At 29.5% G+C, this 12,237-nt stretch carries 13 protein-coding genes and 1 tRNA gene; 8 read left to right on the top strand and 6 right to left on the bottom strand.

The genetic code is table 11. From position 1 onward, the window contains the following. Nucleotides 1-17: 17 nt before the first annotated feature. Nucleotides 18-94: transfer RNA gene (locus L8V88_RS05690), tRNA-Arg, on the top strand. A 6-nt stretch (nt 95-100) separates the two neighbouring features. On the opposite strand, the gene tgt is transcribed toward L8V88_RS05690, so the two are convergent. The 4 genes from tgt to folD all read right to left on the bottom strand — a co-directional run bounded on the left by tgt (nt 101) and on the right by folD (nt 4,333). Then, nucleotides 101-1,219 (bottom strand): tRNA guanosine(34) transglycosylase Tgt, encoded by a 1,119-nt coding sequence (tgt, locus tag L8V88_RS05685; protein WP_263727206.1) that lies wholly within the window; start codon nt 1,217-1,219, stop codon nt 101-103. A 90-nt stretch (nt 1,220-1,309) separates the two neighbouring features. Beyond that, nucleotides 1,310-2,476 carry a pyridoxal phosphate-dependent aminotransferase gene (locus L8V88_RS05680; protein ID WP_263727205.1) on the bottom strand — a complete coding sequence of 389 codons (1,167 nt, stop codon included), beginning with the start codon at nt 2,474-2,476 and terminating at the stop codon, nt 1,310-1,312. Between the two features lie 163 nt (nt 2,477-2,639). Next, nucleotides 2,640-3,488: a signal peptidase I gene (lepB, locus tag L8V88_RS05675; protein ID WP_263727204.1), complete on the bottom strand. Its 849-nt coding sequence runs from the start codon at nt 3,486-3,488 to the stop codon at nt 2,640-2,642. Further along, on the bottom strand, nt 3,485-4,333 hold the full coding sequence (gene folD / locus L8V88_RS05670; protein ID WP_257904703.1) for a bifunctional methylenetetrahydrofolate dehydrogenase/methenyltetrahydrofolate cyclohydrolase FolD: 849 nt from the start codon (nt 4,331-4,333) through the stop codon (nt 3,485-3,487). Before folD ends, lepB begins: the two co-directional genes overlap by 4 nt. Before the next feature lie 79 nt (nt 4,334-4,412). On the opposite strand from folD, the gene L8V88_RS05665 reads away from it, so the two are divergent. From L8V88_RS05665 to L8V88_RS05635, 7 genes are read left to right on the top strand one after another with little or no spacing between them, the layout of a single operon-like run. Then, the gene (locus L8V88_RS05665) at nt 4,413-4,757 is read left to right on the top strand and encodes a c-type cytochrome (protein ID WP_012661297.1); all 345 of its coding nucleotides are present in this window, start codon (nt 4,413-4,415) and stop codon (nt 4,755-4,757) included. Beyond that, nucleotides 4,754-6,031, top strand: coding sequence for a glutamate-1-semialdehyde 2,1-aminomutase (gene hemL, locus L8V88_RS05660; RefSeq protein WP_263727203.1), 1,278 nt, complete (start codon nt 4,754-4,756; stop codon nt 6,029-6,031). The genes L8V88_RS05665 and hemL overlap by 4 nt, the downstream gene beginning before the upstream one ends. Beyond that, nucleotides 6,028-6,306 (top strand): AtpZ/AtpI family protein, encoded by a 279-nt coding sequence (locus L8V88_RS05655; RefSeq protein WP_039617942.1) that lies wholly within the window; start codon nt 6,028-6,030, stop codon nt 6,304-6,306. The genes hemL and L8V88_RS05655 overlap by 4 nt, the downstream gene beginning before the upstream one ends. Nucleotides 6,307-6,322: 16 nt before the next feature. After that, nucleotides 6,323-6,775, top strand: coding sequence for a hypothetical protein (locus L8V88_RS05650; protein WP_263727202.1), 453 nt, complete (start codon nt 6,323-6,325; stop codon nt 6,773-6,775). Beyond that, nucleotides 6,772-7,965 (top strand): MFS transporter, encoded by a 1,194-nt coding sequence (locus tag L8V88_RS05645; protein ID WP_233431018.1) that lies wholly within the window; start codon nt 6,772-6,774, stop codon nt 7,963-7,965. Before L8V88_RS05650 ends, L8V88_RS05645 begins: the two co-directional genes overlap by 4 nt. Then, complete coding sequence (locus tag L8V88_RS05640; RefSeq protein ID WP_263727201.1) at nt 7,955-9,964, top strand: flagellar hook-length control protein FliK; 2,010 nt, start codon at nt 7,955-7,957, stop codon at nt 9,962-9,964. The genes L8V88_RS05645 and L8V88_RS05640 overlap by 11 nt, the downstream gene beginning before the upstream one ends. Nucleotides 9,965-9,966: 2 nt before the next feature. Further along, a complete protein-coding gene (locus tag L8V88_RS05635; protein ID WP_012661291.1) occupies nt 9,967-10,257 on the top strand; it encodes a FlhB-like flagellar biosynthesis protein in 291 nt (96 codons plus the stop codon). Here the strand turns inward: L8V88_RS05635 and L8V88_RS05630 are convergent. Both L8V88_RS05630 and L8V88_RS05625 read right to left on the bottom strand, forming a co-directional pair. Continuing rightward, complete coding sequence (locus tag L8V88_RS05630) at nt 10,232-11,041, bottom strand: phosphatidylserine decarboxylase (protein WP_263724001.1); 810 nt, start codon at nt 11,039-11,041, stop codon at nt 10,232-10,234. The genes L8V88_RS05635 and L8V88_RS05630 overlap by 26 nt on opposite strands. After that, the gene (locus L8V88_RS05625; RefSeq protein ID WP_263727200.1) at nt 11,042-12,172 is read right to left on the bottom strand and encodes a metallophosphoesterase; all 1,131 of its coding nucleotides are present in this window, start codon (nt 12,170-12,172) and stop codon (nt 11,042-11,044) included. Between the last annotated feature and the right edge of the window lie 65 nt (nt 12,173-12,237).

The raw sequence follows: 12,237 nt of genomic DNA, 5'->3' as shown, positions 1-12,237 counted from the left end.
AATTACTCTTTTATTTTGCGCCCATAGCTCAGCTGGATAGAGCATTTGATTGCGGTTCAAAAGGTCAGAGGTTCGAATCCTCTTGGGCGTACCACTTTATTTACATTCTTTGTCTATAAAATTCTTTTCTAAAATTTTCAAATTCATCTTTTATGATAGCTTCACGCATTTGCTTTACCAAATTTAGATAGTAATGCAAATTATGAATACTTGCAAGTCTAAAAAAGGTTAATTCTTTAGCTTTAAATAAATGATTTAAATAAGCTCTTGAAAAGTTTCTACATGTATAACAAGAACATTTATTATCTATAGGAGCATGATCAGTGATAAATTCTGCTTTTTTGATATTAAATTTTCCAAAGCTAGTAAACAAAGTTCCATTTCTTGCATTTCTTGTTGGCATCACGCAATCAAACATATCCACACCTCTTGCTACATTTTCTACTAAATCCTCAGGTGTACCAACTCCCATTAAATATCTAGGGCGATTGTTATCCACATAAGGCATCATAGCTTCAACTGTATCATACATAGCCTCATTTTCTTCTCCTACGCTTAATCCACCTATAGCAAGTCCATCAAAGTCCATCTCACAAAGTGCTTGAGAACAAATTTTTCTAGCTTCAAAATCCGTTCCACCTTGGATAATACCAAAGATATTTTGCCCTATTCCCACACCTTGGCTTTGCTTTAATTTATGATAATCAATAGCTTCTTTTGCCCATTTTATAGTGCGTTTTAAAGAAAGCTCTATCCTTTCTTTGCTTGCAGGTAAAGCCACTAAATCATCTAAAATCATCATAATATCTGAGTTAAAATCATATTGTGCATCTAAAACGCTTTGCGGGGTAAAATAATGCAAACTTCCATCAATATGACTTTTAAATTGAATTCCTTTTTCATCAGGTTTGGAATTTTTACTTAAAGAAAAAGCTTGAAAGCCTCCACTATCTGTTAAAAAAGAACCATTAAATTTACTAAAACCATGCAAGCCACCCATTTGCTTAATCACCTTAGAACCTGGTCTTAAATACAAATGATAAGTATTTGCTAAAATAATTTTTGCATTTAAAATTTCACTCATATCAACAGCATCTAAACTTTTAATCGCAGCTAAAGTCCCAACTGGCATAAAGATGGGAGTTAAAATTTCACTATGTGTAGTTTTTATACGACAAGCTCTAGCATTTGCACTTTTATATTGAACTTCAAATTCCATTGATTATCCTATATTTTTTTTGCATAATCATACCAAAGACTTGCTTATAAGTTTTTTGAAAGAAAGCCTGTTTTTAACAGGCTTAAGAAATTAGTAGTTTTTTACAAATTCAACGATTTTTTCACAACCTTCAATGATATCTTTTTCATTAGTTGCATAAGAAAGTCTAAAATACCCTTCCATACCAAAACCTATGCCTGGTACTAAAGCTACTTTTTGCTCTTCTAATAATCTTTTACAAAATCTCATAGAATCACTATCAACTTCTTTACAAGAAATAAATAAATAAAAAGCTCCTTGTGGAATTTGTTCTAATTTTAACTTATCGCTTTTAGATAAAATTTCACACGCTAATTCTCTACGCTTTAAAAAAGCTTGTCTCATCATTTCAATATCACTATCTGCTTTTCCAAGTAAAGCTGGTAAAGCTGCATGTTGAATGATTGAGCAGATATTTGAAGTGCTTTGTCCTTGTAATTTTTTAACAGCATTGTTAAACTCACTCATTTTGCTTGCCATATAACCAAAACGCCATCCTGGCATAGCACCGCATTTACTAAGACCGTTAATACTTACAGTTCTATTTAAAGCATCTTCACTAACTTGCGCAAAAGCACAAAATTCTCCATCATAAACTAATTTTTCATAAATTTCATCACTTAAAACTACGATTTTAGTTCCTTCTAAAACCTTAGCTAAAGCAGTAATTTCTTCTTTAGAATATATGGCACCTGTAGGATTTGATGGGGAGTTAAACATTAAAACTTTAGTTTTTGGAGTAATAGCTTGTTTTAATTGCTCAGGAGTGATTTTAAAGCCATTTTTTGCTTCACCTTCTATAAATACAGGAGTTGCGCCTGCAAATTTCACCATTTCAGGATAACTCACCCAATAAGGACTTGGTATGATAACCTCATCACCTTCTTCAACCAAACACTCAATCGCCATAAATAAAGAATGCTTAGCACCAACATTAGTAATGATTTCACTTGCTTTATATTCTAAATTATTATCATTTTTAAATTTATATTGTATAGCTTCTATAACTTCTTTTATGCCAACAACTGGAGTATAAGCCCCACAACCTTTTTCAATAGCTTCAATTGCTGCTTTTTTAATGATTTCTGGAGTATCAAAATCAGGCTCACCTGCTGAAAAACTAATAACTTTTTCACCGTTTGCTTTTAAAGTTTTGGCTATATCAGTCATTACTAAAGTTAAGGATTCTCCTAAATTTTGAGATCTTTGACTTAGCATTTTTTATCCTTTATTTTTTGCTTTGATTTTTATTTGTGTTAATTGTTACAACTTGGAGCTTAAAAAAATCTACGAATAAAATTAAGAGTGTATATTTTTATAAATTTGTGTAGAAACTATACATTTTCTACACATAAAAATTTTATATTGTTTCTTTGAGTAATTATTCTAAAGCTTCTATATCGCTTTCATTATGATGGATAAAACGCCCATCTTTTTCTATAGTTTCAACCAAACGCCCTACTCTTTCCCATCTAACTTTTTTATTTTCATCCCATGAAAAATAAATAAACCAAGGTTGACCAACTATGTATTTATAATCTACACTCCCCCAAAATCTACTATCACTAGAGTGATCACGATTATCACCCATCATAAAATACTCATTTTCAGGCACTTTATAATAATAAGCATTAAAACCATAAATATTATTAGCACCTAATTCATCAAAAGAAGCAGGCTTCATAGCAAATTGACCTAAATTTAAATAGCGAAAAAACACACTTTCTATATCCACTCTAGAATCATAATGTATTCCTTTTTCTACAAAAGGCTCTTTTACAAAAAGTCTTCCGCCTATGATTTTTGTTTTATTAGGATAATAATCTTTCATATACTCATCACCCTCAACCATACGCACATATAAGGTTTTATTTGCAAAAACAACCTCGTCCCCACCCTTAGCCACACATCTTTTTACATAATGAATTTTTGGCTCATGTGGATATCTAAATACTACAATATCTCCTCTTTTAGGACCTTCAGCGCTTACTAAATGTCCATTTTTATTAAAATCAGGTAAAACAGGAATTTCCACCCAAGGAATATGCGGAGTTGGAATACCATAAGAGAATTTTTTTACAAATAAAAAATCCCCTACTAATAAAGTATTTTTCATAGAACCACTTGGTATGGTAAAAGCTTGTATAAAGAAAAATATAATCAATAAAACAACTATTAAAGTCCCTGTCCAAGATTGCGTGAATTTATAGATTTTTTTCAAAAAATTCATTTTTTAATCCTATTTTTAGCCGATTTTATAGTATTTTCTAAAAGCATTGCTATAGTCATAGGCCCTACTCCACCTGGTACAGGAGTAATATAACTAGCTTTTTTACTTACATTTTCAAAATCAACATCACCTACTATTTTTCCATCAACCCTATTAATCCCTACATCAACTACTATCACACCCTCTTTAACCATATCTTCTTTCAAAAGATTTGGACAACCTGCTGCTACGATGATAATATCAGCATTTTTTGTATAAGCTTTTAAATCTTTTGTATAAATATGACAAATACTCACACTAGCATTAGCATTTAATAAAAGCGTAGCCATAGGACGACCTACTATATTAGAAGCTCCTATTACAACTACATCAGCACCTTCTAATTTTATATCATAATGTTCTAAAATTTTCATAACACCCAAAGGTGTGCATGGCAAAAAACCACCTTTTAAATTTAAATTTAAATTCCCGACATTAAAAGGATGAAAACCATCTACATCTTTATTAAAATTAATACTTTCTAAGATTATATCTTTATTAATATGTGCTGGTAATGGAAGCTGAACTAAAATTCCATCAACACTATCATCATGATTTAAGGTATTAATCAAAGCCAAAAGTTCATTTTGAGTTGTATTTACATCAAGTCTATAAACCAAAGACTTAATCCCACATTGCTCGCAAGCCTTTGCTTTAGAACCCACATAAGTAGCACTAGCAGGATCTTCACCTACTAAAATCACGGCCAAACAAGGCTCTATACTTTGGGTTTTAAGTTCTAATACTTCTTGTTTTAGATTATTTTTTATCTCATCACTTAGCTTTTTACCATCTAAAAGTGTCATTTCTTTCCTTAAATTTATAGCTTTCTTTAACTTAAAAAATTGTATCATAATAAAACTTCTTTTTTGTTAAAGGTGATAAATGAAAATTATTTTATTTTTGTTTTTTATAGTTTATGGTGTTTGGGCTGAAGATTTTATCTCACCTAAAGAATACCAAGAATCCCTTTACAAAAATCCAAGAGGCATAAGTTGTGCTAAATGTCATGGTGATGGAGGACAACAAATACTAGGATATTATACTAAAAATGGAGAAAAAACACCTTTTATAGTGCCAAGTATTAAAAACACTCCTTATACACGTTTTAGAGAAATTCTAAGCCAACCTCAAGAGGCAAAAAGCATTATGCCAACTTACTCATTAACAGAAGATGAGATGAAATCGCTTTATGATTATATTACTAACAACAAAAGGAGTAAAAAATGAAAAATAATAAAAAAGCCTTTGAAGAAGCTTGTGAATATATAGCGGGCGGGGTTGATTCTCCTGTGCGTGCTTTTGCAAGTGTAGGTAGCAATCCTTTATTTATCAAGCAAGGAAAAGGTGCTTATATTAGCGATATAGAAGATAATACTTATATAGATTATGTACAAAGTTGGGGGCCTTTACTTTTTGGGCATTGTGATGAGGATATTGAAAAAGCTTGCAAAAAAGCTTTAGAACATGGTTCAAGCTTTGGCGCACCAACCCTAGCTGAAACCAAATTAGCTAAATTTATCTTAAAAGATTGGCCACATTTAGACAAAATACGCTTTGTAAGCAGTGGCACAGAAGCTACTATGAGTGCTATTCGTCTTGCAAGAGGATTTAGCAAAAAAGATAAAATCATCAAATTTGAAGGATGTTATCATGGGCATTCTGATTCTTTATTAGTAAGCGCTGGAAGTGGTGCAGCTACTTTTAACACCCCAAGCTCACTAGGAGTTTTAACCGATGTAGCTAAAAATACTCTAGTGGCTATTTATAATAACATTGATAGTGTTAAAAACTTAATCAATAATGATGATAATATAGCTTGTATCATTATAGAGCCAATTGCAGGAAACATGGGTTTAGTACCTGCTAAAATAGAATTTTTACAAGAGCTAAGAAAACTATGTGATGAGCATCAAATTCTTTTAATTTTTGATGAAGTTATGAGTGGCTTTAGAGCTTCATACCTAGGCTCTTTTGGAATTAATAATATAAAAGCTGATATAGTAACTTTTGGTAAGGTTATAGGCGGAGGTATGCCTGCGGCTGCTTTTGCTGCAAGAGCTGAGATTATGGATTTATTAAGTCCTTTGGGCGGGGTATATCAAGCAGGAACACTAAGCGGTAATCCTCTTGCTATGGCTGCAGGTTATGCGAGCTTAAAAAAAGCAAGAAATTATGAAGGTTTATATGAAAAATTAGAAAAACTAGGTAAAAGACTTACTCAAGGCTTTAAAGAAGCTGCAAATGATTGTAAAATTCCTTTGCAAGTTAATTGCGTTGGTTCTATGTTTGGATTTTTCTTTTGTGAAAACCCTGTTAATAATTATCAAGATGCTTTAAAATCAGATACTAAATTATTTGCTAAATTTCATGCACAAATGCTAAGCAAGGGTGTGTATTTGGCACCATCTCAATTTGAAACAGGTTTTATATGTGAATGTATGGATAAAAAAATCATTGATAAAACCATACAAGCAGCACAAGAAAGTTTTAAAGCCCTATGAATAAAAGACAAAAAATCATTCGCAAAGGTATAGAAGCTGCAGATGGATTAAGCCTTGGCATATCCATGGTTGTAGCTGTTTTAATCGGGGTTGGTATAGGCTATTTTTTAAAAAATTTAACCGGTATAGCTTGGCTTTTTTGGGTAGGAGTGTTTATAGGAGTAGCTGCGGCGATTTTAAATGTTTATAAAGCTTACAAAGCACAAGTAAAAAGCTATGAGGAATTTAAAGAAGAAAATCGCTATAAAGATTTAAAAAATGATCCTAAAGCCTAAAATTTTACTAAAACTCTTGCTAGGATTAAATTTACTTTTCTTAGCAGGAGTTTTTTTCTATAAAGAATTAAGCTTTAAAACCTTTATAAGCTTTGAATTTGGCTTTTTGGCTCAAAATTTAATCATTCTGATATCTTTTTTAAATTATAAAAATTTTATTTTTAAAGCAGCTAAAAATTATAATTTTACACAAAGACCTTTGCAAATTTTTGCTAAAAAACAATATTCTTTGCCAAAAATTATAAAATTTATCCATATAGATGACGATTTAAAACCAAAATTTAAAAGTATTTTTAAAAACGCATTAGCTTTTTTTTCTTTATTTAAAATTTTTGCTTATGTGTTTTTAATAGCAGGATTTTTATTTTTAGAGTTTCAAGGCTTAATGAGTATTTTTGCCTTGTTTTGTGCAATGTTTGTCACACCCATAGCGGTATTAATATATAATTTTTTAATAAGAAAATGTTGAGCTCAAAGAGAACGATTAGATCATTAACTGCATTGTTTTTTGGTATGATTTTTGTTTTTATAGGAAGTGCTTTAACGGTAAATTCTATAGCAATTATTTTAAAACATAACGATGTTAGTAATTTTTATATAGGGATAATAGGAAGTTGTTATTTTCTTGGTGCTATGGTAAGCACTATTAGCGCTCATAGGATAGTCTCTAAAGTAGGACATATAAGATCTTTTGGAATTTTTGCCATCATTTTTGGTATAGCCACTATGCTTCATAGTTTAAACTCTAATCTATATTTTTGGATGGTTTTGAGATTTTTGCTTGGTTTTTGCTATTATGCACTTTTAATGGTCATAGAATCATGGCTTAATGAAAAAGCAAAAAATGCTATTCGCTCAAGAGTAATAGCCTTTTATGAAGTAGTATTTTACTCATCATCAGGCTTTGGAATTTTACTTATGTCATTTGATTTCCCAAGTAATACAGTATTTATTTTAAGCGCTAGTTTTATTATGTTTGCTTCTATTCCTTTATTTTTAATCCGTATTAAAGAGCCGGTTTTACCACAAAAAACCAAAATTTCCATCCCTAAAGTTTTTGACATAGTACCTTTAGCTTTAGTGACAAGCTTTATAGCAGGTATGCTTTTGAATGGATTTTTCTCCATGGCTTCTTTATTTATACTCATACAAGGATTTGGCGCAAAAGAAGCTTCGATTTTTATATTTTGTACCATGCTAGGAGGGTTTATATCTCAACTTTTCATCGGAACCCTTTCTGATAAAATTAGTCGTAAATTTGCTATTATTTTATGCGCTTTTACCGCTTTAAGTGCTATGCTTTGTATTTTATTATTAAGCTATAATATTTATTTAAAATACTTTTTTGGCTTTTTACTAGGTATGGGAATGTGTTGTTTATATGCTCTTTCTTTAGCTAGAGCAAATGATATGCTTGATGATTCTAGCAAAAGAGTTGAGCTAGGTAGAGCCGTTCTTTTTACTTATTCTTTTGGTGCTTTATTTGCACCTGCTGTGCTTGGAACTTTGATGTATTATTTTGAAGGCAATGGTTTTATGTATTTTTACATTGTTTTATTAACTGTTTTAATTGCCTTTGCTATAGATAAACCAAAATTTAAAAATCTAACCAAATTTAAAAGAAAACCAGGTAATATGGTAATGCTAGATGATAACTAATATTTCTAACAATCAAAATCAATTTGCAAAAAACGAAACAAGCAAAGACAACAAAAGCGAGAAATCAGACAAAAAAACCTCACTTAATGATGCTTTAAAAAATCCTTTATTTTCTAAAAATGATCCTGAAGTCAAATTACCTAAAGATTATGTAAGCAAAATCGATCAAAAGCTACAAGAATTATTAAATAAACTTTTAGATCAAATCAAAACCAACAAAGATCCTGATTTAGCAGTATTAAAAAATCACAAAGATTTAAATTTTGCACCTAATTTTGCTAATGAAGTTAAAAAACTTCAAGCAGAGCTTTCTAAAAATCCTGAATTTGAAAAACTACTTAAAGTTTTAGAAGATCTAGTTAAACCCGCTAAAGATATCAACAATAAAAATCTTTCATCTTTGGTAAAAAATTCAGGTGTATTTTTAGAAGCAAAACTCAATCATTCTTTAAAAGAACAAAATTTACCACAAAGCTTTTTTAATCTTTTAAATACCATAAAAGGGGCTACTAGCGAAAATCTAAAACGCGATATAAGTAATTTAGATCTTAAAAATCTTGACACCACAAGTACACTAAAAGAACTTATTCGCATCTTACAAAATCATAAAAAAGATAATAAAATTTCTTTAGAAAATACAAACTACAAGACACTTTTTAAACTATTTGATAAAATAGAAAATTTTAAAAACTATATCAATAAAAACCCAAACTCCATTAGTCAAGAAAAGCTACAAAATATTGCTAATAATTTCATTAAAAATCTTAATAAAAATTTAACACTTATCAATAAAGAACTAGCTAAACCTGAAAATATAAAAATTCAAAATACGCATATACTAAAAGAACTTAGTCAAAACATTAAAGATCTTATAACACTTTTAAAAGACATAAAAAATCACAAAAACAAAACTGAAACAACACAAGAAAATTTAAATAAAACTCCACACACTAAAGACATTAAAGAAGAGTTAAAAGAGGAAATAAAAACTCCGCAAAAAAACACAGAGGATAAAAAAGAAGCTCAACAAAAACAAGAAAGCATAGCAAAAGATAAAGAAATTCAAAACACAAAAGAAGAAAAAATACCACAAAGCAAAGATATCAAAGAAAATCCTAAAGAAGAACCAAAAACACTACAAAAAAATGCTGAAGAACCAAGCAAAAATGATAGTAAAAGTCAAAATTTACAAACAAATAATACTAAATTAGAAGATATATTTAAAAGCACTTCGGGCAAAATTTTACTAGAAGATATTTTCAAACAAAATGTAAGTAAAAATCTTAATTTTAGTCAAAATTTACAAGAAGAGCTTTTAAATAATCTAAACAAAGAACTAGGCTTAATAGGAAGAAAACTCAATGAGGTTTTAAAAGCTTTAGATCCTAAAAATTATGAAGCAAAAAATTCTTTAGATGATATAAAAAACATAGAAAAAAAATTAGAACTTTCTATAAAAGATCTTGGAAAAATTACTCCAAAAGATACTGCAGAAATTTCTTCAGAATTACAAAAAGATATCAAATCCACTCTTTTACAAGTTTCCAATCTGGCTAAAAATTTAGACAATGAAAACATACTAAATCAAGCAAATCGTCTTATAGCTCAGCTTGAGTTTAACCAGCTTTTATCTTTAGCCAATAATAGCATTCATACTTTTTTACCTTTCTTTTGGGATGATTTAGAAAAATCCAATGTAGTTTTTAAGCGCGGCAAAAAAGATAAATTTTATGCGCAAATTAATCTTGAATTTGAAAAATTAGGAAAAATCAATGTATTTTTATCTCTAAGTAATGATAAATACATTGATATAAATATGATGATAGAAAATGCTAATTTTAGAAAAAAACTTTACGAAAGAGCACATGAGCTAAAAAAAGCCTTAGTTAAAGTAGGACTTCTAAGCTCTAATTTTTTCATCAGTGATATAGTTAAAAGCAAATTTCACAATCAAGAAGAATACAATGACTTTAATATGGGTTTTGACACAAGGGCTTAAAAATGGCTAAAAAAACAAAAAAAGCCGTTGCGCTAGGCTATAACAAAGAAGATCAAAATGCACCAAAAATTCTAGCTAATGCTAAAGGCGAAAACGCTGCTAAAATCATCTCTTTAGCTAAAGAAAATGGCATACCTATAAAAGAAGACAAAGACTTAGTAGAAGTTCTTAGTAAGCTTGACTTAGGTGATGAAATCCCACCTAATATGTATAAAGCAGTGGCTGAAATTTTTGCCTTTTTATATAAAGTTGCTAATGAAGATGAGACTAAACAAAGTCCGCAATCTTCTTAGAAAATTCAACTTGCTCATAAGCATTTTTGCTAAATTTTAAAAACCCTTTTTGAGCGATTAAAACTATAGTTGAACCTAGCTCAAAATTTCCAAGTCTTTGGCCTTTTTTTACAAAAAGATCTTCATAAGTATGAGTAAAATCAAAATTTGCAGCATTAGTTTGTATACTAGTATCAAAGCTAAAGTGCATTTTACCAACATTTAGCGCACCCACAAATACCATCCAAAGTATAAATTTTTCCTCCACTAAACACTTTAAAACTACTCTTTCATTTTTAGTATAAAGATTTATAATCTTGGCTAACTTTGCCTCACTCACGCTAAATAAAGCCCCACTCATATAAGTAGCACTTAAAATTTGCATATTACAAGGTGCATGATAATGATGATAATCTTTTGGAGATAGATAAATATTTGCATAATCTATGCCATTTTCTAATTCTTCTTTACTAGCTGAGTTTTTTAAAAGCTCTTCTATACTATAACTTGAACCTTTAATGCTAAAGGCTAAATTTTCTTTTAAATCATTTTGAAAGCTACTTCCAAGTTCTAAAATTTTACCATCACTTGGACTTATAAAGCCATCTTCTAATTCTCGCTCATTTAATAAAGTTCTTGTAAATAAAGCATTTAAACTCTCATATTCTTCTAAAGGTTTAAATTCACTCATATTGATATTAAAAGCATTTACATAAGCTTTATTTATATTTTTTTGTATAATTTTTGGAAATTTATATTTTGCTATGATTCCAAACATTTTTGAAGCACTATTGCTAAATCCCACTCATTCTCCTTTTAATCTAATCAAAGCTATCTCACTAGGAGCTAAAAATCTCACAGCAGGCCCCCAAAATCCAGCTCCACTACTTACATAAAGCAAACTATCTTTGCTTAATTTATAAAGCCCATACACAAAGCCTTGCTCTAAATATACTAGCAAAGAAAAAGGAAAAATTTGTCCTGCGTGTGTATGCCCTGATAAAATCAAATCAAACCCACTCACATCATAAGTTTTTACATATTTTGGCTGATGCGTGATTAAAATATTAACTTTTTCTTGATTGATTTGAGTTTTGATTTTTTCTATATTGCTTTCTTTAAAACCCAAACGCTTAGCAACCAAATCCAAAGTCCCACTTAAAGTAAAATCTCCAAAATCAATACTTTCATCTTCTAAAACTTTGAAATTTTTAAGCGTTTTAAGCTTTTTGCTTATTGCATTTATATCATTGTAATACTCATGATTTCCATAAACAAAATAAGTACCATATTTTGATTTAAAATTTTCTAACAAATTAATATAAGACATGCTAGCTATATCTGCATCGATTAAATCCCCAGCGATAATGACTATATCAGCATTTAAAGCATTAACCTCATCGATTAAGGTTTTTAAAAAATCTTCTCCTAAATTTTTCCCCAAATGCACATCAGAAAGCAAAGCTATGTTTAAATCTTCTTTTAAATTTTTAATTTTAATATCTACCTCATTAACCCTAGGTGTACTAATAGCATTTACAAAACCTTTAAACACCATACTAACGCTAAGTATAATAAGCCAAGAATCAAAAATTAATTTTAAAAACTTTCTTCTTTGGACACTGAAAATTTGCTCTTTTTTATTTCCATTAAAGAAAATCCAAGAACCAATTTCAAAAACCACTCCAAAAAGCAAGAAAAAGCAGGTAATGGTAGGAAAAATTGCTAAAATATAATAAAGCTTTTCATGCAAAAAATCCCCGCGCATATTTACAAAAAAGATTAATTCACATGCAAAAACTATTAAAACAAGAGCTAATACAAACTTCTTATAAGGTTTTAAAAAATCAACCTTACTTAAAAATCTTTTATAAATATACCAATTTGCCAAAGCAAAAAATAAAACTAATAAAGTAAAAAAAACAAACACTCTCATAGTGTAATTTTATTTAAGCAAAATTAATACTTTTTAAAGTAAAATCGCAAAAAACATTTGGGAAA

Source organism: Campylobacter sp. IFREMER_LSEM_CL2101 (assembly GCF_025771825.1).
Lineage (GTDB): Bacteria > Campylobacterota > Campylobacteria > Campylobacterales > Campylobacteraceae > Campylobacter_D > Campylobacter_D lari_C.
Note: the sequence above shows the minus strand (reverse complement) of the source record. Positions and strands in the feature narration are given on the sequence as shown.